20 protein-coding genes and 4 pseudogenes are annotated in these 20,918 nt (G+C 71.1%); 17 read left to right on the top strand and 7 right to left on the bottom strand.

Annotation, left to right across the window (positions count from 1 at the left end):
* The first annotated feature begins 201 nt into the window (after positions 1 to 201).
* From atpB to IF37_RS0112515, 9 genes are all read left to right on the top strand, one after another.
* Entirely contained in the window at positions 202 to 1,038 is an 837-nt protein-coding gene (atpB, locus tag IF37_RS0112555) for a F0F1 ATP synthase subunit A (protein WP_030740720.1), read from the top strand.
* A gap of 72 nt (positions 1,039 to 1,110) precedes the next feature.
* The gene (locus tag IF37_RS0112550; RefSeq protein WP_018544514.1) at positions 1,111 to 1,359 is read left to right on the top strand and encodes an ATP synthase subunit C; all 249 of its coding nucleotides are present in this window, start codon (positions 1,111 to 1,113) and stop codon (positions 1,357 to 1,359) included.
* Positions 1,360 to 1,396: 37 nt separating this feature from the next.
* Positions 1,397 to 1,942, top strand: coding sequence for a F0F1 ATP synthase subunit B (locus IF37_RS0112545; RefSeq protein WP_030740714.1), 546 nt, complete (start codon positions 1,397 to 1,399; stop codon positions 1,940 to 1,942).
* Positions 1,939 to 2,754 (top strand): F0F1 ATP synthase subunit delta, encoded by an 816-nt coding sequence (locus IF37_RS0112540; RefSeq protein ID WP_030740712.1) that lies wholly within the window; start codon positions 1,939 to 1,941, stop codon positions 2,752 to 2,754. The genes IF37_RS0112545 and IF37_RS0112540 overlap by 4 nt, the downstream gene beginning before the upstream one ends.
* 140 nt (positions 2,755 to 2,894) lie before the next feature.
* On the top strand, positions 2,895 to 4,487 hold the full coding sequence (gene atpA / locus IF37_RS0112535; protein WP_030740708.1) for a F0F1 ATP synthase subunit alpha: 1,593 nt from the start codon (positions 2,895 to 2,897) through the stop codon (positions 4,485 to 4,487).
* 21 nt (positions 4,488 to 4,508) lie between these two features.
* Positions 4,509 to 5,426, top strand: coding sequence for a F0F1 ATP synthase subunit gamma (locus IF37_RS0112530; RefSeq protein WP_030740705.1), 918 nt, complete (start codon positions 4,509 to 4,511; stop codon positions 5,424 to 5,426).
* Positions 5,427 to 6,863 carry a F0F1 ATP synthase subunit beta gene (gene atpD, locus IF37_RS0112525; RefSeq protein WP_030740704.1) on the top strand — a complete coding sequence of 479 codons (1,437 nt, stop codon included), beginning with the start codon at positions 5,427 to 5,429 and terminating at the stop codon, positions 6,861 to 6,863.
* A 112-nt stretch (positions 6,864 to 6,975) separates the two neighbouring features.
* The gene (locus IF37_RS0112520; protein WP_030610105.1) at positions 6,976 to 7,350 is read left to right on the top strand and encodes a F0F1 ATP synthase subunit epsilon; all 375 of its coding nucleotides are present in this window, start codon (positions 6,976 to 6,978) and stop codon (positions 7,348 to 7,350) included.
* 154 nt (positions 7,351 to 7,504) lie between these two features.
* Positions 7,505 to 7,951, top strand: coding sequence for a DUF2550 domain-containing protein (locus IF37_RS0112515; protein ID WP_030740703.1), 447 nt, complete (start codon positions 7,505 to 7,507; stop codon positions 7,949 to 7,951).
* 8 nt (positions 7,952 to 7,959) lie between these two features.
* On the opposite strand, the gene IF37_RS0112510 is transcribed toward IF37_RS0112515, so the two are convergent.
* Both IF37_RS0112510 and IF37_RS39310 read right to left on the bottom strand, forming a co-directional pair.
* The gene (locus IF37_RS0112510; RefSeq protein WP_030740701.1) at positions 7,960 to 9,780 is read right to left on the bottom strand and encodes a glycoside hydrolase family 18 chitinase; all 1,821 of its coding nucleotides are present in this window, start codon (positions 9,778 to 9,780) and stop codon (positions 7,960 to 7,962) included.
* 133 nt (positions 9,781 to 9,913) lie between these two features.
* Positions 9,914 to 10,245, bottom strand: a pseudogene (locus tag IF37_RS39310) (LuxR C-terminal-related transcriptional regulator); the annotation flags it as partial.
* A gap of 3 nt (positions 10,246 to 10,248) precedes the next feature.
* On the opposite strand from IF37_RS39310, the pseudogene IF37_RS45725 reads away from it, so the two are divergent.
* Positions 10,249 to 10,559 (top strand): annotated as a pseudogene (locus IF37_RS45725) (hypothetical protein); the annotation flags it as partial.
* Positions 10,556 to 11,059 carry a DinB family protein gene (locus IF37_RS0112500; RefSeq protein ID WP_030740699.1) on the top strand — a complete coding sequence of 168 codons (504 nt, stop codon included), beginning with the start codon at positions 10,556 to 10,558 and terminating at the stop codon, positions 11,057 to 11,059. The pseudogene IF37_RS45725 and the gene IF37_RS0112500, both read left to right, overlap by 4 nt.
* 18 nt (positions 11,060 to 11,077) lie before the next feature.
* Here the strand turns inward: IF37_RS0112500 and IF37_RS0112495 are convergent, their stop codons facing one another.
* Both IF37_RS0112495 and IF37_RS46600 read right to left on the bottom strand, forming a co-directional pair.
* Entirely contained in the window at positions 11,078 to 11,650 is a 573-nt protein-coding gene (locus IF37_RS0112495; RefSeq protein WP_030740696.1) for a cob(I)yrinic acid a,c-diamide adenosyltransferase, read from the bottom strand.
* A 51-nt stretch (positions 11,651 to 11,701) separates the two neighbouring features.
* Positions 11,702 to 12,041 (bottom strand): annotated as a pseudogene (locus tag IF37_RS46600) (hypothetical protein); the annotation flags it as partial.
* 21 nt (positions 12,042 to 12,062) lie between these two features.
* Between IF37_RS46600 and IF37_RS45715 the strand changes: the two are divergent.
* From IF37_RS45715 to IF37_RS0112475, 4 genes and pseudogenes are all read left to right on the top strand, one after another.
* Positions 12,063 to 12,502: pseudogene (locus IF37_RS45715) on the top strand (TetR/AcrR family transcriptional regulator); the annotation flags it as partial.
* Positions 12,503 to 12,624: 122 nt separating this feature from the next.
* Entirely contained in the window at positions 12,625 to 13,473 is an 849-nt protein-coding gene (locus tag IF37_RS0112485) for a 3-hydroxyacyl-CoA dehydrogenase family protein (protein ID WP_030740693.1), read from the top strand.
* A gap of 166 nt (positions 13,474 to 13,639) precedes the next feature.
* Positions 13,640 to 13,963, top strand: coding sequence for an STAS domain-containing protein (locus tag IF37_RS0112480; protein ID WP_030740690.1), 324 nt, complete (start codon positions 13,640 to 13,642; stop codon positions 13,961 to 13,963).
* Positions 13,964 to 14,220: 257 nt separating this feature from the next.
* A complete protein-coding gene (locus tag IF37_RS0112475; RefSeq protein ID WP_030740687.1) occupies positions 14,221 to 16,785 on the top strand; it encodes an ATP-binding protein in 2,565 nt (854 codons plus the stop codon).
* Between the two features lie 70 nt (positions 16,786 to 16,855).
* Here IF37_RS0112475 and nucS read toward each other — a convergent pair whose 3' ends face one another.
* Complete coding sequence (nucS, locus tag IF37_RS0112470) at positions 16,856 to 17,527, bottom strand: endonuclease NucS (RefSeq protein ID WP_030740685.1); 672 nt, start codon at positions 17,525 to 17,527, stop codon at positions 16,856 to 16,858.
* A gap of 276 nt (positions 17,528 to 17,803) precedes the next feature.
* On the opposite strand from nucS, the gene IF37_RS0112465 reads away from it, so the two are divergent.
* Complete coding sequence (locus IF37_RS0112465) at positions 17,804 to 18,196, top strand: SCO5389 family protein (protein ID WP_030740682.1); 393 nt, start codon at positions 17,804 to 17,806, stop codon at positions 18,194 to 18,196.
* A gap of 124 nt (positions 18,197 to 18,320) precedes the next feature.
* On the opposite strand, the gene IF37_RS0112460 is transcribed toward IF37_RS0112465, so the two are convergent.
* Complete coding sequence (locus IF37_RS0112460) at positions 18,321 to 19,349, bottom strand: LLM class flavin-dependent oxidoreductase (protein ID WP_030740680.1); 1,029 nt, start codon at positions 19,347 to 19,349, stop codon at positions 18,321 to 18,323.
* 223 nt (positions 19,350 to 19,572) lie between these two features.
* On the opposite strand from IF37_RS0112460, the gene IF37_RS0112455 reads away from it, so the two are divergent.
* Positions 19,573 to 19,905, top strand: coding sequence for a hypothetical protein (locus IF37_RS0112455; RefSeq protein WP_030740678.1), 333 nt, complete (start codon positions 19,573 to 19,575; stop codon positions 19,903 to 19,905).
* A 98-nt stretch (positions 19,906 to 20,003) separates the two neighbouring features.
* On the opposite strand, the gene IF37_RS0112450 is transcribed toward IF37_RS0112455, so the two are convergent.
* Entirely contained in the window at positions 20,004 to 20,882 is an 879-nt protein-coding gene (locus tag IF37_RS0112450) for an ABC transporter permease subunit (protein WP_030740676.1), read from the bottom strand.
* Positions 20,883 to 20,918: the final 36 nt, after the last annotated feature.

Here is a 20,918-nt window from a genome sequence, read left to right as displayed (position 1 = left end):
CCGGGATAAAGGCGCACGAGAGTTGCTGCTATCGTCCGGTGCCAACTGCGGCATCGCGGGCGCGGGCATCCGAGCTGACGCCTGTTCGATCGCGAGGCGAGATGCCCCTCAGCCGCCCCCACATCCGTAACACCAGTCCCGTGCCGACCCGCGGCCGCACGCCGCGCCGACACAACGAGGTTGCCGTACCTATGCGCCACGATGAAGGAGCCCGCGGTGAGTGCTGACCCGACGCAGACGCTCGCTTTCGAAACGAGCTGCCACCTGTTCGACGGGTGCGGCTTCCCGGCTCCGGGCCTGCACTCGTTCCTGTTCAAGCCGCTCTGGGGCGACGCGGACAGCAACTTGTACTTCAACAAGACGATGCTGCTGGCGCTGCTCGGTTCCATCATCGTCGTGGGCTTCTTCTGGGCCGCCTTCGCCAAGCCGAAGGTCGTCCCGGGCAAGCTCCAGCTGGTGGCCGAGTCCGGATACGACTTCATCCGCCGCGGCGTCGTCTACGAGACCATCGGCAAGAAGGAAGGCGAGAAGTACGTCCCGCTGGTCGTCTCGCTCTTCTTCTTCGTCTGGATGATGAACCTCTGGTCCGTCATCCCGGTCGCCCAGTTCCCGGTGACCTCGATCATCTCGTACCCCGCCATCCTGGCCGCCATCGTCTACGTCCTCTGGGTCGGGCTGACCTTCAAGCGGCACGGCTTCGTCGGCGCCTTCAAGAACTTCACCGGCTACGACAAGTCCCTCGGCGCGGTCCTCCCGCTGTCGATGACGATCGAGCTGTTCTCGAACCTCCTCGTGCGGCCGTTCACCCACGCCGTCCGACTCTTCGCGAACATGTTCGCCGGCCACACCCTGCTGCTGCTCTTCACGATCGCCAGCTGGTACATGCTGAACGGCATCGGCATCGCCTACTCCGCCGTCTCGTTCGTCATGGTCATCGTGATGACGGCCTTCGAGCTCTTCATCCAGGCTGTCCAGGCGTACGTCTTCGTACTCCTGACGTGCAGCTTCATCCAGGGCGCGCTCGCCGAGCACCACTGAGCCTCCCGACCACCCACCCAGACATCCGGTGGCCAACCCCCACCGGTCATTGAAAGAGAAGGAAGAACCGGCATGTCCGCTCTCGAAACCCTTGCCGCCGGCGTCCAGATCAAGGGCAACCTCGGCTCCATCGGTTACGGTCTCGCCGCCATCGGCCCGGGCGTCGGCGTCGGCATCATCTTCGGTAACGGCACGCAGGCTCTCGCCCGCCAGCCCGAGGCGGCCGGTCTGATCCGCGCCAACCAGATCCTCGGCTTCGCCTTCTGTGAGGCGCTCGCCCTGATCGGTCTGGTCATGCCGTTCGTCTACCCGGCCTCCTGACCCGACCGCCGCGCACCAATAGACGAAAGGCACTGATATGAGCCCCCTGGTTCAGCTGGCGGCTGAGGAGGCCGAGAACCCCCTCATCCCGCCGATCCCAGAGCTCGTCATCGGCCTGATCGCCTTCGTCATCGTCTTCGGCTTCCTCGCCAAGAAGCTCCTCCCGAACATCAACAAGGTTCTGGAAGAGCGTCGCGAAGCCATCGAGGGCGGTATCGAAAAGGCCGAGGCCGCGCAGACCGAGGCCCAGAGCGTCCTTGAGCAGTACAAGGCCCAGCTCGCCGAGGCCCGGCACGAGGCCGCGCGCCTGCGCCAGGAGGCGCAGGAGCAGGGTGCCACGCTCATCGCCGAGATGCGGGCCGAGGGCCAGCGTCAGCGCGAGGAGATCGTCACCGCCGGCCACGCGCAGATCGAGGCCGACCGCAAGGCCGCCGCGTCCGCGCTGCGTCAGGACGTCGGCAAGCTCGCCACCGAACTGGCCGGCAAGCTCGTCGGCGAGTCCCTCGAGGACCACGCCCGCCAGAGCCGTGTCATCGACCGCTTCCTCGACGAGCTTGAGGAGAAGGCCGAGGCCACGCGATGAACGGAGCGAGCCGCGAGGCCCTGGCAGCCGCACGCGAGCGCCTCGACGCGCTGACGGACTCCACGTCCGTGGACGCCGCGCAGCTCGCCGGCGAGCTGGCGGCCGTCACCGCGCTGCTCGACCGCGAGGCCGGCCTGCGCCGGGTCCTCACCGACCCGGCGCAGCCCGGAGAGGCGAAGGCCCAGCTGGTCCAGCGCCTGATCGGCGGCCAGGTCAGCGGCACCACCGCCGACCTGGTGTCCGGAATGGCCCGGTCCCGCTGGTCGCAGCCCCGCGACCTGGTGGACGCGCTGGAGGAGCTGGCGGACATCGCCGACCTCACGGCCGCGGAGAAGACCGGCACCCTCGACGACGTCGAGGACGAGCTGTTCCGGTTCGGCCGGATCGTCTCCTCCAACACCGAGCTGCGCGCCGCGCTCACCGACCGCGCCGCCGGCGCCTCGGCCAAGACCGAGCTGCTGCACCGGCTGCTGGGCGGACGGGCCAAGCCGGCCACCGAGCGCCTGGTGACGCGCCTCGTGACCGCGCCGCGTGGACGTAGCCTGGAAGCGGGACTGGAGTCCCTGTCCAAGCTCGCCGCGGAGCGACGCGACCGCGTGGTCGCCGTCGTCACCTCGGCGGTGCCGCTGAGCGACGGACAGAAGCAGCGCCTCGGCGCCGCCCTGACCAAGCTCTACGGTCGTCGGATGCACCTCAACCTCGACGTCGACCCCGAGGTCGTCGGCGGTATCCGGGTGCAGGTCGGTGACGAGGTCATCAACGGCTCCATCGCGGACCGGCTGGACGAGGCCGCCCGCCGCATGGCGAGCTAGCAGCAACTCGACATCTCGAGAAAAGCAGTACGTACTTACGGCCCTGGTTGGGCCGTGCAGAGGATTCACCTCCTGTTGGGGGGAGTCCCCATCCCCCCAAAGTGAAACTTCGGGCCCAACAAGGAGAGCAGGGAACCCAGATGGCGGAGCTCACGATCCGGCCGGAGGAGATCCGGGACGCGCTGGAGAACTTCGTCCAGTCGTACAAGCCGGACGCGGCCTCGCGCGAGGAAGTCGGTACGGTCACCCTTGCCGGCGACGGCATCGCGAAGGTCGAGGGCCTGCCCTCGGCCATGGCCAACGAACTGCTGAAGTTCGAGGACGGCACCCTCGGCCTGGCGCTGAACCTGGAAGAGCGCGAGATCGGTGCCATCGTCCTCGGTGAGTTCAGCGGCATCGAGGAGGGGCAGCCGGTGCAGCGCACCGGTGAGGTCCTCTCCGTCGCGGTCGGCGAGGGCTACCTCGGCCGCGTCGTCGACCCGCTCGGCAACCCGATCGACGGCCTCGGCGAGATCGAGACGTCCGGCCGCCGCGCCCTTGAGCTTCAGGCCCCCACGGTCATGCAGCGCAAGTCGGTGCACGAGCCGATGGAGACCGGCTACAAGGCCGTCGACGCGATGACCCCGATCGGCCGCGGTCAGCGTCAGCTGATCATCGGTGACCGCCAGACCGGCAAGACCGCCCTGGCCGTCGACACGATCATCAACCAGCGCGACAACTGGCGCTCGGGCGACCCGAAGAAGCAGGTCCGCTGCATCTACGTCGCCATCGGCCAGAAGGGCTCCACCATCGCCGGCGTGCGCCGCTCGCTGGAGGAGAACGGCGCCCTGGAGTACACGACCATCGTCGCCGCCCCGGCGTCCGACCCGGCCGGCTTCAAGTACCTGGCGCCGTACACCGGTTCGGCCATCGGTCAGCAGTGGATGTACGAGGGCAAGCACGTCCTCATCATCTTCGACGACCTGTCGAAGCAGGCCGACGCCTACCGCGCCGTGTCGCTGCTGCTGCGCCGCCCGCCGGGCCGTGAGGCCTACCCGGGTGACGTCTTCTACCTGCACTCCCGTCTGCTGGAGCGCTGCGCCAAGCTCTCCGACGACATGGGTGCCGGCTCGATGACCGGTCTGCCGATCGTCGAGACCAAGGCCAACGACGTCTCGGCGTTCATCCCGACCAACGTCATCTCCATCACCGACGGCCAGTGCTTCCTGGAGTCGGACCTGTTCAACGCCGGTCAGCGCCCCGCGCTGAACGTCGGTATCTCCGTCTCCCGAGTCGGTGGTTCCGCCCAGCACAAGGCGATGAAGCAGGTCTCCGGCCGCCTCCGCGTCGACCTCGCCCAGTTCCGTGAGCTGGAGGCGTTCGCCGCCTTCGGTTCCGACCTGGACGCCGCCTCCAAGTCCCAGCTGGAGCGCGGTCAGCGCATGGTCGAGCTGCTGAAGCAGGACCAGTACCAGCCGATGTCCACCGAGGACCAGGTCGTCTCCGTCTGGGCCGGCACCACCGGCAAGATGGACGACGTTCCGGTCGTCGACATCCGCCGCTTCGAGAAGGAGCTGCTGGAGTACCTGCACCGCAAGGAGCAGGGCCTCATGACCTCCATCCGCGAGGGCGGCAAGATGTCCGACGACACGCTGACGGCCGTCGCCGACGCGATCGCGGACTTCAAGAAGCAGTTCGAGACCTCGGACGGCAAGCTGCTCGGCGAGGACACTCCGGCCGCTGCCGCCAAGTGACGTAAGGAAGGGACCTGACTCATGGGAGCCCAGCTCCGGGTCTACAAGCGTCGCATCCGATCCGTCACCGCGACCAAGAAGATCACCAAGGCGATGGAGATGATCGCCGCCTCGCGCGTCGTCAAGGCGCAACGCAAGGTGGCGGCCTCCACGCCGTACGCGACCGAGCTGACGCGCGCGGTCACGGCGGTGGGCACGGGTTCGAACACCAAGCACCCGCTCACCACGGAGGCGGAGAACCCGGCCCGCGCCGCGGTTCTGCTCCTCACGAGCGACCGCGGTCTGGCCGGCGCCTTCAACTCCAACGCCATCAAGGCCGCGGAGCAGCTGACCGCGCGCCTGGAGCGCGAGGGCAAGCAGGTCGACACGTACATCGTCGGCCGGCGCGGTGTCGCCCACTACAACTTCCGTGAGCGCACGGTCACGGAGTCGTGGACGGGCTTCACCGACGAGCCGACGTACGCGGACGCCAAGAAGGTCGCGGCGCCCCTGATCGAGGCCATCGAGAAGGACACGGCCGAGGGTGGTGTGGACGAACTCCACATCGTCTTCACCGAGTTCGTCTCGATGATGACGCAGACGGCGCTGGATGCCCGGCTGCTGCCGCTGCGCCTCGACGAGGTCGCGGAGGAGACCGCCCCCCAGGGCGAGATCCTTCCGCTGTACGACTTCGAGCCCTCGGCGGAGGACGTCCTCGACGCCCTGCTGCCGCGCTACGTGGAGAGCCGCATCTACAACGCGCTGCTCCAGTCGGCCGCTTCGAAGCACGCCGCCACGCGGCGCGCGATGAAGTCGGCCACCGACAACGCGGGCGAGCTGATCAACACGCTCTCCCGTCTTGCCAACGCGGCCCGCCAGGCCGAAATCACCCAGGAAATCAGCGAGATCGTCGGTGGCGCGAGCGCCCTGGCCGACGCGACCGCGGGGAGTGACCGATAAATGACCACCACTGTTGAGACCGCGACGGCTACGGGCCGCGTCGCCCGGGTCATCGGCCCGGTCGTCGACGTGGAGTTCCCCGTCGACGCGATGCCGGACATCTACAACGCCCTCCACGTCGAGGTCGCCGACCCGGCCAACGCGGGCGAGAAGAAGACGCTGACCCTGGAGGTCGCCCAGCACCTGGGTGACGGCCTGGTCCGCACCATCTCCATGCAGCCGACCGACGGTCTGGTCCGCCAGGCCCCGGTCACCGACACCGGCGACGGCATCACCGTGCCGGTCGGCGACTTCACCAAGGGCAAGGTGTTCAACACCCTCGGTGAGGTGCTGAACGTCGACGAGTCCTACGAGGGCGAGCGCTGGTCCATCCACCGCAAGGCGCCCAACTTCGACGAGCTCGAGTCCAAGACCGAGATGTTCGAGACCGGCGTCAAGGTCATCGACCTGCTGACCCCGTACGTCAAGGGCGGCAAGATCGGTCTGTTCGGTGGTGCCGGCGTCGGCAAGACGGTGCTCATCCAGGAGATGATCTACCGTGTCGCCAACAACCACGACGGTGTCTCCGTGTTCGCCGGTGTCGGTGAGCGCACCCGTGAGGGCAACGACCTCATCGAGGAGATGACCGACTCGGGCGTCATCGACAAGACCGCGCTGGTCTTCGGTCAGATGGACGAGCCCCCGGGCACCCGTCTGCGCGTCGCGCTGGCCGGCCTCACGATGGCCGAGTACTTCCGTGACGTCCAGAAGCAGGACGTGCTGTTCTTCATCGACAACATCTTCCGCTTCACGCAGGCCGGTTCCGAGGTCTCCACCCTGCTCGGCCGCATGCCGTCCGCGGTGGGTTACCAGCCGAACCTGGCCGACGAGATGGGTCTCCTCCAGGAGCGCATCACCTCGACCCGCGGTCACTCGATCACCTCGATGCAGGCGATCTACGTCCCCGCCGACGACCTGACCGACCCGGCCCCGGCCACCACCTTCGCCCACCTCGACGCGACGACGGTTCTGTCCCGTCCGATCTCCGAGAAGGGCATCTACCCGGCCGTGGACCCGCTGGACTCCACGTCCCGGATCCTGGACCCGCGCTACATCGCGCAGGACCACTACAACGCGGCCATGCGCGTGAAGACGATCCTCCAGAAGTACAAGGACCTCCAGGACATCATCGCGATCCTCGGTATCGACGAGCTGGGCGAGGAGGACAAGATCGTCGTCCACCGTGCCCGTCGCGTGGAGCGCTTCCTGTCCCAGAACACCCACGTCGCCAAGCAGTTCACCGGCGTGGACGGTTCGGACGTGCCGCTGGACGAGTCGATCGCGGCGTTCAACGCGATCTGCGACGGCGAGTACGACCACTTCCCGGAGCAGGCGTTCTTCATGTGCGGTGGTCTCGAGGACCTGAAGAAGAACGCGAAGGAGCTGGGCGTCTCCTGAGCCCCGTGCTCTGACCGAGGGGGCGGGCGCGGTCCCGCCCCCTCACCCACGCCCCTTAGAATTGACCCCAACACCCGGCGCCCCTGCCGGGTGGTGACCCGAGGAGCCACCCTTGGCTGCTGAGCTGCACGTCGAGCTGGTCGCCGCCGACCGCCAGGTCTGGTCCGGCGAGGCCACCCTGGTCGTCGCGCGCACCACGTCCGGCGACATCGGCGTCATGCCCGGTCACCAGCCGCTGCTCGGTGTGCTGGAGTCGGGCCCGGTGACCATCCGTACGAGTGAAGGTGGAACGGTCGTCGCCGCGGTGCACGGCGGTTTCATCTCGTTCGCGGACAACAAGCTCTCCCTGCTGGCCGAGATCGCCGAGCTGTCGGACGAGATCGACGTCCAGCGCACGGAGCGGGAGCTGGAGCGCGCGAAGGCGGAGGGCGACGCCGCCGCCGAGCGCCGCGCGGACGTCCGACTGCGTGCTGCGACGGCGCGCTGAACCAGCCGCGCGGTACGTTGACGTCACTCAGCCGCGGCCGGCCCGGAGCAATCCGGTGCTGGTCGCGGCTGAGGCAGATGTGGGTGTCTTTTCCGTTTCATTACCCAGTGGCAGAAGCAGTTCCCCTACCTAGGAGACGAGGAGGTCGGTGCCGATGGTCCTCGCTCTGACTGTGTGCGGGATCGTGGTGGCGCTCGTGGTGGTGGGGCTGTTCCTGTTCGGCCTGCGGCGCAGGCTGATCCAGCGTTCGGGCGGCACCTTCGACTGTTCGCTGCGCTGGGACGTGCCGGAGAAACCGGACGCGGGCGGCAAGGGCTGGTCCTACGGCGTCGCCCGCTACAACGGCGACCGCATCGAGTGGTACCGCGTCTTCTCGTACGCCGTCCGCCCCCGCCGCGTCCTGGAGCGGGCGCAGATCGAGGTGGCCGGACGCCGGCCGCCCGAGGGCGAGGAGGAGCTGGCGCTGCTGTCCGACGCGATGGTGCTGACCTGTGTGCACCGGGGGACGCGCCTGGAACTGGCCATGAGCGAAGACGCGCTGACCGGATTCCTCGCGTGGCTTGAGGCAGCCCCGCCCGGTCAGCGCGTCAATGTCGCTTAGGCGTTCTCCTACAGGTTGTCGCTGATGGCGCTCACCAGTTCACCGTTGCCGGTGTCACCGGAGAACTCCCAGAAGAACGCGCCGCCGAGGCCCTGGCTGTTGGCCCAGGCCATCTTCGACTTGATGGTGGCGGGGGTGTCGTACGACCACCAGTTGCTGCCGCAGTGCGCGTACGCCGTGCCGGCGACGGTGCCGTTGGCGGGGCAGGACGTCTTCAGGACCTTGTAGTCCTCGATGCCCTGCTCGTAGGTGCCGGCCGCGGGGCCGGTGGCGGTGCCGCCGGGGGCGTCCTGGGTGACGCCGGTCCAGCCGCGGCCGTAGAAGCCGATGCCGATGAGCAGCTTCTTGGCGGGAACCCCGATGGCCTTGAACTTCGCCAGCGCGTCGGCGGTGGTGAAGCCCTCCTTCGGGATGCCGCTGTACGAGGTGAGCGGGGAGTGCGGGGCGGTCGGGCCCTTGGCGTCCCAGGCACCGAAGAAGTCGTACGTCATCACGTTGTACCAGTCGACGTACTGGGCGGCGCCCGCGTAGTCCGCGGCCTCGATCTTGCCGCCGGCGGAGCCGTCGGCCGTGGTGGCGGCGGTGACCAGGTTGTTGGAACCGAACTTGGCGCGCAGTGCGGCCATCAGGTTCTTGTAGGCCGCGGCACCGCTGGTGTCACAGGTGAGACCGCAGGCGTTCGGGTACTCCCAGTCGATGTCGATGCCGTCGAAGACATCGGCCCAGCGCGGGTCCTCGACCAGGTCGTAGCAGGACTGGGCGAAGGCCGCCGGGTTCTTGGCGGCGTCCGCGAAGCCGCCGGACCAGGTCCAGCCGCCGAAGGACCACAGCACCTTGATGTTCGGGTACTTGGCCTTCAGCTGGCGCAGCTGGTTGAAGTTGCCGCGCAGCGGCTGGTCCCAGTTGTCGGCGACGCCGCTGACCGACTGGTCGGCGGTGAATGCCTTGTCGTAGTCGGCGTAGGAGTCGCCGATCGCGCACTTGCCGCCGGTGACGTTGCCGAAGGCGTAGTTGATGTGCGTGATCTTCGCGGCGGAACCGGACGTCACCAGGTTCTTGACGTTGTAGTTCCGGCCGTAGATGCCCCACTCGGTGAAGTAGCCGAGCTTGACCTTGTCGCCGGTGGGCGGCTGGGTGCCGCCGCCACCGGTGGTGTGCACCTTGACGGCGCCGCTGACCGGACCGGTCTGGTCGGCGGTGTCGCGGGCCTGCACGGTGTAGGAGTAGTCCGTGCCGGCGGTCAGACCGGTGTCGGTGTACGACGTGGTGGTGACCGTCGAGACCTTCTTGCCGTCGCGCAGGACGTCGTAGTTCTTGACGCCCTTGTCGTCGGTGGCCGCGCTCCAGGAGAGCTTCACCGAGGTGTCGGTGACGGCGGAGGCGGTCGGGGTGCCGGGGGCCGACGGGGCGGCGTCGCCCGGGACGGTGGCGCCGTCGCAGCTGTCGCCGTTGAGCTTGCAGTTGGACGGGGCGCCGGGCCCCGAGCCGTTGAAGCCGAAGGAGACGGAGGCGCCGGGGGCGATGGTGCCGTTCCAGCCGACGTTCTTGGCGGTCCAGTGGTCACCGGAGTTGGTGACGGTGGCGTCCCAGGCCGAGGTGGCCTTGGTGCCGGAGGGGAAGTCCCACTCGATGGTCCAGGAGCTGATGCTGCTGGTGCCGGTGTTCTTTACGGTCCACTGGCCGCCGAAGCCGCTGCCCCAGTCGCTGGTCTTGGTGAAGGTGGCCGTGGCGTTGCCCGCGGCCTGGGCGGGGCTCGCGAGACCGACCGCGCCGGCCATGGGGAGCAACAGGGTCGCGAACGCCGCCGCGGCTCTGTGTCTGAAGCGCATGCTGCGCCTCCCTCGTCATCGGGGGTGTCTGGGGTGTGACTGAGCCTTCACGCCCCACGGTGCTGCGAGGGTAGAAAGGTCTGGACCACAGGTCAATAGGTCTGGACCATTCTGGGGAGCGGTCCGGCTGCCGCCCCAACTCGCGAGCCGGCACCGCGGCTTGCACCCGGCTGCGCAGCCCCGGCTTGGCCGGCAACCGGCTGACGTGCGTCTTCACCGTGCCCTCCGCCATGTCCGGCCGGTCCGCGATCTCCGCGTTCGACAGCCCCTCGCCGACCCGGCCGAGCACCCCCGCTCCCGCGGGGTGAGACCCTCCTGCACCGCCGGATCGGCCCCGCCCGCCCGCGCCGGCGCCGCGGCGAACTCCGCGATCAGCCGCCGGGTCACGGCCGGCGCGACGATTCCCTCCCCGCGCGCCACGGTCCGCACCGCCCGGAGCGGATCGACCGCCTCGGTGTTCTTCAGCGCGGCGGCCCGCCCCCGGTGCGCCCGCCCAGGTACGGCCGGGCCCGCGCGGTCCACGAGTGGAAGGTCGCCGGCCGCTTGATCCCGGCCTCGGCCGTCGCCCTCGCCCTGCTCCAGGCCGCCGTCCGGTACGTCGGCGGCCACGGGGACACGGCTCGCTGCGCGCGGGGCGGAGCCGTGTGCTCTGGGTGGCCGGCCTCGACCTGGTCATCGCCGCGAGCTGCATCCTCTTCCCCGAACGGGTGCCCGAGGGCGGGGCCCCCGGTAAATCGCTCGACACCGGGGCGGACACCGGGAGACGATCCCGGCGATGACGCGCACCGACACGCCTCCCGCCTGGGACGAGCGGACACAGCTGACCACCTTCCTCGACTACGTCCGCGCCACCGCGCGGGCCAAGTGCGAGGAACTCTCCGACGAGGACGCCCGCAAGGCGCCCCTGCCCGGCTCGCCGCTGATGACCCTGAGCGGCCTGATCAACCATCTGCGCTGGGTGGAGTACTACTGGTTCCGGGTCGTCTTCCTCGGCGAGGAGGACGAGGGTCCCTGGACCGACGAGGACCCCGACCGCGAGATGCGGATCGCCGTCGACTTCCCGGTGTCGCGGCTGCTGGAGGAGTACGCCGAGGAGAGCGCGCGGCACAACGAGCTGATCGCCGCACACGACCTGGACACCAAGGCGCGGCGCGAGCGGGCCGACGGCAGCGTGTTCGACCTGCGCTGGATCCTGCTGCACCTGATCGAGGAGACGGCCCGGCACAACGGCCACCTCGACATCCTGCGCGAGATGGCCGACGGCCGCACCGGCTCCTGACCCGGCCGGGAGCCGGGCTCAGCGCTCCCCGCCCGGCACCCACAGCACGTCGCCGGTGTCCTGGTTGGCCGTGCGGGCGAGGATGAACAGCAGGTCCGAGAGGCGGTTCAGATAGGTCGCGGTGAGCGGGTTCATCGTCTCGCCGTGCGCCTGAAGGGCCGCCCAGGTGGAGCGCTCGGCCCGGCGGACCACCGTGCACGCCTGGTGCAGCAGGGCGGCGCCCGGCGTGCCGCCCGGCAGGATGAAGGAGCGCAGTTTCTCCAGCCGCTCGTTGAAGCGGTCGCAGTCCGCCTCCAGCCGGTCGATGTAGAACTGCTCGATCCGCAGCGGCGGGTATTCGGGGTCCTCCACCACCGGCGTCGACAGGTCCGCGCCCACGTCGAACAGGTCGTTCTGGACGCGGGTGAGGACGGCGACGACCTCCTCGGCCAGAGAGCCCAGCGCGAGCGCGGTGCCGATCACCGCGTTGGCCTCGTTGGCGTCCGCGTAGGCGGAGATCCTGAGGTCCGTCTTGGCCACCCGGCTCATGTCACCGAGGCTGGTGGTGCCCTGGTCGCCGGTCCTGGTGTAGATACGTGTCAGATTGACCATACGGCCAGCGTAGTTACGCCCCGGCCGTCCGGAACACCCGTGTGCCCGCCGTCACGGCCGGCGCGAGGGCGATGTGTGTGTCCCTACGGCTACGGGGGCGGAGTCGGCGGGGGCGGGCCGGCGGCCGGTGACGGCGAGGTAGGTGTCCTGGAGGGGGGCGTCGAGCGAGCCGCCGTGGCGCGGCTCGGGCACGCTCGGGGTGCCCCCGGCGGCGACGGCGCCCCGGGTCGACGCCGGTCGGCGCCGCCAAGGTGGTGAGCATCCGCAGGGTGCTCGTCCCACCGATGTCGTCGGGGCCGAGGGAGCCGAGGATCTCGTCCTCGCGGACGGTGAGGTCGATGCCGCGGACAGCGTCGACGGGACCGGTACTCGTCCGGAAGGCGCGGGCGAGGCACTCTCCGGCCGCCCGGCCGGAGTGACCGACCGGCTCGCCCCGCCGGGTCCGGGGCCGGGACGCGGGCGAGTCCGCCGGAGCCGTCCTGCGGGAACCGTGCGGCGAGGTCGAGGCCGTCTGCCCCGGCTCGGCCCGATGGAGGGCTGCGACCGCTTCATGCGCGTCATCGACGAGGCCCCGCCGCCGCGCTCCCGGCCGTGGAGCCCCCGGCAGGAGATCACGACAGCCTGGAGACGGCCCTGCGCGAGGAGACCGGCGCCGCCGGGGGCCCGCCGCCCGGTCTGGCGACCGGTCAGATCCGCTGGACCCACCAGACCGTCTTCCTCGGCATCGGCCGCGAGATGCTCGCCGGTCGCAAACCGGCCGAAGTGTCACGAGAGGTACTCGTCCTGGCGGAGGACATCGAGGACCTGTTGAGCGAAAAGGTGCTCAACTACGCCGTCCGAGGCGTGCAATGACCCCTGCCGGTGTGATGTCCGTCAAATGAGACGTGACGCGCGTTACTTACCGGTCACACAGCGGCGCCGGAGCGCTATGGTCCGCCGGAGAAGCATATGTCCATAGCCTTCAGGGAGTCGGAGTGGCAGGGAAGCTCGCCGTCATCGGGGCCGGTCTCATGGGGTCCGGCATCGCTCAGGTCGCCGCGCAGGCGGGCTGGGAGGTCACCCTGCGGGACGTCACCGACGAGGCGCTGACGCGCGGCACCGACGGCATCAAGGCCTCGTACGACAAGTTCGTGAGCAAGGGCAAGCTGGCGGCCGGGGACGCCGAGGCCGCCCTCGCGCGCATCACCCCGACCACCGACCTGGACGCCGCCGCCGACGCCGACCTCGTGGTGGAGGCCGTCTTCGAGAAGCTGGAGGTCAAGCACGAGATCTTCCGGGCGCTCGACAAGCTCGTGCGCGAGGACGCCGTGCTCGCCTCCAACACCTCCGCCATCCCGATCACCAAGATCGCCGCCGCCACCGAGCGCCCGGAGCGGGTCGTCGGCGTGCACTTCTTCTCGCCGGTGCCGATGATGCGGCTCGTCGAGCTCGTCCGCGGCTACAAGACCAGCGACGAAGCCCTCGCCACCGCCCGGGAGTTCGCCGAGTCCGTCGGCAAGACCTGCATCGTCGTCAACCGCGACGTGGCCGGCTTCGTCACCACCCGGCTGATCTCCGCCCTCGTGGTGGAGGCGACCAAGCTCTACGAGTCCGGCGTCGCGACCGCCGAGGACATCGACCTCGCCTGCAAGCTGGGCTTCGGTCACGCCATGGGCCCGCTCGCCACCGCCGACCTCACCGGTGTGGACATCCTGCTGCACGCCACCGGCAACATCTACACCGAGTCCCAGGACGAGAAGTTCGCCCCGCCGGAGCTGATGCGCCGGATGGTGGACGCCGGTGACATCGGCCGCAAGAGCGGGCAGGGCTTCTACAGGTACTGACCCGCCTGACCCGACCGTCCAGGCACCCTCACCCCGGGAACATCACCCCCCGGGGTGAATCAGGTATCGGTTCGCTCACAAACAGCAACCGCACCGCCACCCGCACAGTCAGACGATGCACAGCACCGTCACCGAGTACGCCAACCGCACTCAACGGGGAGCGCATATGCACATCAGGGGCGACCACGCCGAGCTGGTCGTCGGGGGCCGCCTCGACGTCCGCAGCGCGGCGGACGCCCGTACAGCCCTGCACTCGGCCGTCGACACCGGAGTCGGCGACCTGGTGCTCGACCTGTCCGAACTCGATTCCTGGGACGCCACCGGGCTCGGGGTGATCATGGGTGCCCACCGGAGGGCCGGCCGCTGCGGGCGGCGGCTGGTGCTGCGCCGCGTGCCCCCGCAGATGCAGCGCCTGCTGGTGGCCACCCGACTGCACCGCATCCTCGCCATCGAGGGCGGCATCGGCGTGGAGTCGCTGCCCCGGGTCTGAAGGTGTGCGCGGAGGGGGGACCGGGACGCCGTACGGGATCGGGGCGCACGTCGGGGGCAATCCTCACAAGACCGTGACGTCTCGGACCACGGGGCACCCCGCCCTGTCGCGGACCCAGGGTGACGGTTTAGGGTGCGGTCGCCCGCCACCTCGCAACCCTCGACCGAGCGGGCCCGGACCAGAAGCGACAGCGCGGTGTGCGACAAGGCCGGGAGGGCCGCTACGCGGGCACACGACGCTTTTGGGGGCTTGAACCCATGGACCCGATCAACCCCGGTCCCGAGCAGCACGGCCAGGCGCACAGCCGACGCCCGCCCCGGGACCTGCTCACCTCCGACTTCACTCCGGGCACGCCCGCACCCGCACGCATGGCGCGGATCGTCTGCGGCGACCTCCAGCTGACCGTCAACCCGGTCGACGGCAGCGAGATAGAGCCCTGCCCGCCCGCCCGGCACCCCGGCACCCCGTCCAAGCGCGCCGCCGACGAGCGCGCCGAGGCCGAACGCGCCGCCCGGCCGCCGGTACCGCCCGGCCCCGACCGGCCCGCGACCGCCCTGCTGGAACGCCAGGAGATACGCGAACGCCTGGTCCGCCTCCTCGCCCGCGGGCGTTCCGTCCGCCTCACCGGCCCGGCCGGCTCCGGCCGCACCGCCCTGCTCGACCTGGTCGCCGAGGACTGCGCGGACCTCGCCCCCGACGGCGTGGTCCGCCTGAACGGCCTGCACCGCACCGCCGACGACCTGCTCCACGAGCTGTTCCACACGGTCTACGACGCCCCCCGCCGGCGCCCGGACCGGGACGAACTCCTCGCCCGCACCAGGGAGATCGGCGCGGTCGTCGTCCTGGACGACCTGGAGTTCGGCGGCGCCGCCCTGGACGAACTGCTCGACGCCGGTCCCGAGTGCGCGTTCCTCCTCGGCGCCACCCCCGACGTGCCCGCCCCCTCGGCCGGGGCGGACGTGGAGGAGGTCTTCCTCGCCGGGCTCGACCGCGCCGCCGGCGCCGAGATCCTGGAGCGCGCCGTCGGCCGGGTGCTCACCGAGGAGGAGGCCAACTGGGCCGGCGACCTGTGGTTCGAGTCCGAGGGGCTGCCCCTGCGGTTCGTCCAGGCCGGCGCCCTGCTCCGGCAGCGCGACGAGTCGCGGGCGGGCACCGAGGCGGTGGACGAGTACGGCGTCTTCGAGGACGTGCGCCGCCCGGCGGAGGCACCCCTGGACCCCGAGGACGGCGTGCCGCTGCCCAGCCTCGGCGAGGCCGCGGCCCCCGCCCCGCTGCTCGCCTCCCGGCTCAGCTCCTCCGCCCGGACCACCCTGCGCTTCGCGGTCGCCCTCGGCGGTGAGCTGCCCCACCAGGCGCACCTGCCCGCCCTGGTCGGGGACACCCACGCCGACGCCGCCCTCGGCGAGCTGGCGGACTGCGGCCTGATCTCCCCGGCCGGCGCCCGCTACCGGCTCGCGGCGGGCGTGCTCGCCCAGCTGGAGGCCGCCGGATACGCCGACGACGCCCCCGACCACGCCCTCACCGCCGCCCGGCACTACGCCTGGTGGGCCGGGCACCCCTCGGTCACCCCGGAACGGGTGTGCGCGGAGGCCGACGCGGTGCTGGCCGCGCTGACCACCCTCGCGCCGCGGACGTCCCCGCCGGTCGAGGGCGAGGAGAGCGGCGCGGTGCGGCTGGCCCGCACGGCCGCGCCCGCCTTCGCCGCCGGACTCCACTGGAGCGCCTGGGAACGGGCCCTGCGGTCCGGCACGGAAGCCTCGCGGCTGGCCGGTGACGTGCCCGAACAGGCTTACTTCCACCACGAGTTGGGCATCCTGGCGCTCTGCACCGGACAGCTCGACCGGGCCCGGGCCGAACTGGAGGCGTCGGGCGGGCTGCGCGGCGCCCTCGCCGACAAGCGCGGCACGGTGGCCGGCCGCCGGGCCCTCGCCCTGCTCGCCGACCGCGCCGGCGAGGTGCCCGGGCCGCCGGTGCCGGCGGGTCAGGAGCCGCCGACGGAACGGCTGGAGGTGCGGGTGCCCTCGCCGTACGACACCGCCGCCACCCGGCAGCTCCCGCGGCCGGCCAAGCCCGGCGGAGGCGTCCGGCGGCCGGTCCGGCGCAACCTGGTGGCGGCCGGTTCCGGTGCCCTGCTCGCCGCCGTACTCGGTACGGTGGTCGCGCTCGGCATGACCTCCCCCGACGACGCCGACCGCAACCCGGCCGGCAAGGTCGACGCCAACCCGTCCGCGAGCCAGGGGCTGGACGACGGGGACGAGGGCGTGGGCCCGACCGACACCGGCGACGGGGACGGCGGCGCCGGCGCGGCCGTGGTCCTGCCCACCTCGCCGGGGCCCGACGGCACGTACGGCACGGCGGACGACCCGGAACCCTCCGCGGACCCCTCCGGCCCGTCGGAGACCGCCGAACCGTCCGGCTCCGGCTCGTCCTCCGCCACGCCGTCCAAGTCGCCGAAGCCGGGCGGGTCGAGCGGCTCGTCCGGCGGCGGGACGACGGGGGGCACATCGGGCGGCTCCACCGGGGGCGGCACCACCACCGGGGGCACCACCGGCGGTTCGACGGGCGGCACCACCGGCGGCACGACGAACGGCGGCCCGACCGGCGGCACGTCCACGGGGGGCGCCTCCACGGGCACCTCGACGGGCACCGACACCGGCGGCTCCACCGACCCGGCCGGCGGCACGACGGACGCCGGCACCACGGGTGGCGACACCGGTACGACGGGCGGCGACACCGGCACCACGGACGGCTCCGCCGGGGGGACGTCGAGCAGCGCGTCGGCCCCGCAGAGCCCTCCGGGAACGGCCGGCGGGCTGATCTGACGACCGCGGGCACCACGGCGGCGGTCGCCGGATCAGGCCGGGCGGATCGTCCCGCCGTGGTGCGGTGCCGTCAGAACAGGCGGAGTTTGTCGTCCTCGATGCCGCGCAGGGCGTCGTAGTCGAGGATCTGGCAGTCGATGCCCCGGTCGGTGGCGAGGACGCGGGCCTGGGGCTTGATCTCCTGCGCGGCGAAGACACCGCGGACCGGCGCCAGGTGCGGGTCGCGGTTGAGCAGTTCCAGGTAACGGGTGAGCTGTTCGACGCCGTCGATCTCGCCCCGGCGCTTGATCTCCACCGCGACCGTCCGGCCGTCGGCGTCCCGGCACAGGATGTCCACGGGGCCGATCGCGGTCATGTACTCACGGCGGATGAGGCTGTACCCCTCGCCCAGCGTCTCGATGCGGTCGGCGAGCAGTTCCTGGAGGTGTGCTTCCACGCCGTCCTTGATCAGGCCGGGGTCCACGCCGAGTTCGTGCGACGAGTCGTGGAGGATCTCCTCCATCGTGATGATCAGTTTCTCGCCCGCCTTGTTGACGACGGTCCACACGCCCGCGTCCTCGCCCGTCCCCTCCTTCAGGGTGCAGGGCGGCGACATCCAGTTGAGCGGCTTGTAGGCCCGGTCGTCGGCGTGGATGGAGACGCTGCCGTCCGCCTTGACCAGGATCAGGCGGGGCGCCGAGGGCAGGTGGGCGGTGAGCCGGCCGGCGTAGTCGACCGAGCACCGGGCAATGACGAGACGCATGGTCGGCAACGCTACTCGACGCGCGCGGGTGCCCGCGATCCGCCCATCACGCTCCCCATGAATCGTCCCAATTGTCCATGGAAACTCTTGTTCATCCCTGGCCGATAGTGAGCATGAGGCGACCGTTCCATATACGCATTCTGCTGGTGTGGTCACCGACCGTTGCCTACCGTAGAGAACGGGAGGTTGCGGCCTCGGTACCGAGCGTGTCCGGCGCCGCGAACTCCCCTATCTGTCCGGCAACCCCTGCGCCTCGGGGGTGCGAGAGGAGAACCCATGTCGCTCGACGTCTCACCGGCCCTACTCGAACAGGCCGAGCGAGGCGAGGTCGACGAAGCAGCCTTCGTCGACTGCGTCCGGACCTCCCTGCCCTACGCATGGGAGATGATCAGCTCCCTGGTGGCCCGGCTGAAGGTGGACGGCGGACCCTTCGCCGACAACCAGACGCCCCCGCCGGACGAGCAGGCACGCGGTCAGCTGCTGCGTGCGCTCGCGAGTGACGCGATACGCGGCGCGCTTCAGCGGCACTTCGGTGTGCGGCTGGCCTTCCAGAACTGCCACCGCGTGGCGGTGTTCCCGCTGGACGCCTCGGTGGACGAGACGTTGGCCCGCTTCACGTCGGCGCGCAACCAGTTGCTGAACCAGTCGCCGGAGCTCCGGGACTGCTGAGGCCCGGCCGGGTACGCCCGGGACCGGGACACGAAGCCGTCGGCTTGCCGCTCCACGGACGGGAGGTGGCGTTCGTCACCGGGGCGGCAAGCCCCCGGCCGGCTCGCGCGCGGGGGGGGCGCGGTCAGCGGAGCTGGGGCAGCACCTCGGCGCCGAGCCGCCGCAGGTTCTCCTCGGTGGCCGCGAGGTCGCCCGAGCCCTCCACCAGGAGGGCGAACCGGGAGATGCCGGTGCGCTCCGAGGTGGCCGCGAGCCGGTCGGCGGCGAGCCGCGGGGTGCCCACCGGGTGCAGTCCGCAGAGCAGTTCGGTGTAGGCGTGCGGGTCGCGCATGGCCCGCGCCCGTCCGTCCACCGTCACATGCGCCTCCAGGCCCTGCTTCAGCCAGCCCGGCATCGCCTTCAGCAGGGTCTCGGCCGCGTCGGTGCGCCGGTCGGCGAGCTGGCAGACCCCGGCCGAGACATGGGCGGCGTCCGCGATCTCCTCGGCCGGCCGGCCCGCCGTGCGGGCCCAGCGCCGCCACAGGGCGATCATCTCGGCCTTCTCCTCGTCCCCGACGTGCATGCCGAGCAGCATCGGCAGTCCGCGCTCGGCGGCCAGCCGGACGCTCGCCGGTGAGGTGCAGGCGAGCACGACCTCGGGGCCGGGCGTCTCCGTCAGGGCCTCCGACGGGCGGGGTACGACCGGCACCTCGCGGAAGGCGTACCGCTCGCCGGAGGCCGCCACGGACGGCTCGCCCAGCCAGCGCAGCAGCAGATCGAGTGACTCCGGGAACCCGTGTTCGTACGCCGCCAGGCCCGCGCCGAACACCTCCAGGTCCACCCAGGGACCGCCGCGCCCCACGCCGAGCGTGAACCGTCCGCCGCTGGTCAGGTGGAGCAGCGCCGCCTGCTCGCCGAGGGCGACGGGGTGGGCGGTGGGCAGCACGCTGACCGCCGTGCCGACCCGGACGCGGCGGGTGCGGCCGAGCAGCAGCGCGGCCAGGGTGACCGCGGACGGGCAGGTGCCGTAGGGCACGAAGTGGTGCTCGGCCAGCCACACCGCGTCCAGGCCGGCCTGCTCGGTGACCTCGGCCGCGCGGACCGCCCGGTGCAGCGCCTCGCCCGGGCCCTGGCCCGGGAACTGGGCGGCCAGCACAAAACTTCCTACGTCCATCGCGTTCTTCCTGCTTCCTTGGCTCCGACCCGGAGCTCCCCGCCCGGCATAACCGTCTGACACGTGCCCAGGACACGGTCGGGCGGAGGGATTGGCGGATTGTCTACAGAATGGCTCGCGGCGGTGGGGGACTTGGGAGGGTTGGTCCCCTACGCGTACCCCGCTCGGCGGCGCGTAGGCTGGATGCGTCCCGTGCCCCCTGTATAGCCCCGAGAGGTGTCCCGTGTCCCCGCGCCGCAACCGACCGAAGGCAGCCGGATCACCGGACCGGAGCGCGGAGGAGGACCGCGCCGGCCGGTACGGCGGCTGGCAGTCCACGGAGAGCTGGCAGGGCGAGGACTGGAGCGTGCGGCACGTCGCCGGGGCCGGCGCGGAGGGCAAGACCTACCGCTGCCCGGGCTGCGACCAGCTGATCCCCTCCGGCGTCCCGCACGTGGTGGCCTGGCCGGAGCACGCGGGCGTCGACGACCGCCGGCACTGGCACAAGGCGTGCTGGAACGCGAAGGACCGCCGCACCACGCGGGTGCAGCGGTCCCGTAACGCGCCGAGATTCTGAGGGCTCTGAGGGCTCTGGGGGCTCTGGGGGCTCTGGGGGCTCTGCGGGCACGGACGCCCGGACGCCCCGGATGTCCCGGCCCCCGGACGCCCCGGCCGCTAGACGTCCCGGCTGCGCAGGAGCGCGTAGGCGCCGGCGTAGGCCACCGCCGTCAGGCCGATCATGATCCACAGCGGGTCCCAGCCGGACGGGCCGGAGTCGCTGAGGGAGTTCGCGTAGAAGACGCTCAGCTGGTTGGGGATCGAGTACTCCAGCAGCCACTCGCGGACCTTGTTCAGCGACTCGGAGAACATGAACAGGGCGATCACCAGAGGAGCGAGCAGCGCGCCGATCATGATGGTGATGGCGCCCGCCGAGTGCCGGATCACCGACCCGATGAGCAGCGAGAGCAGCCCGAGCAGGGCGATGTAGAGGCTCACCCCGACGGTGGCCTTGAACCACTCGGCGCCGGTCGGCGTGCCGGCGCCGTTGCCCCGCACCATGGAGTTCTGCACCATCGCCACGAAGGAGACGGCGGCCAGCGTGATCACGAAGGCGACGGCGAAGAACACGATCGCCTTCGCCGCCAGCACCCGGCCGCGGGACGGGCACGCCGTCATCGTCGTGCGGATCATGCCGGTGCCGTACTCGGACGCCGTGGTCAGCACGCCGAGGGTCATGATGCACATGCTGCCGAGGAGCAGCCCGAAGAAGCCCAGCTGGAGCGGGCTCTGGCCGTCCATCTCCGAGGAGGACCGGCTGACCACCGCGCCGGCCAGCAGGCCGATGCCGACGACCAGCAGCACGAACACGCCGAGCGTCCAGATCGTGGAGCGCACCGACCTGATCTTCGTCCACTCGGAGGCCAGCGCGTGGCCGAGGTGGGTGCGCACGACCGGGATGGGCGAGGTGTAGCCGGGGTACGGCCCGCCGGGCGCCGCCTGCCAGTCGGGGGAGGCTGCCGGGGCCTGCGGCATCGGGGGCTGGTGGGTGCTCATCGGGCGTCCTCGGGCTGGGTCGGGTCGGCGGGGGAG

Source organism: Streptomyces sp. NRRL S-31, from assembly GCF_000718775.1.
GTDB lineage: Bacteria > Actinomycetota > Actinomycetes > Streptomycetales > Streptomycetaceae > Streptomyces.
Note: the sequence above shows the minus strand (reverse complement) of the source record. Positions and strands in the feature narration are given on the sequence as shown.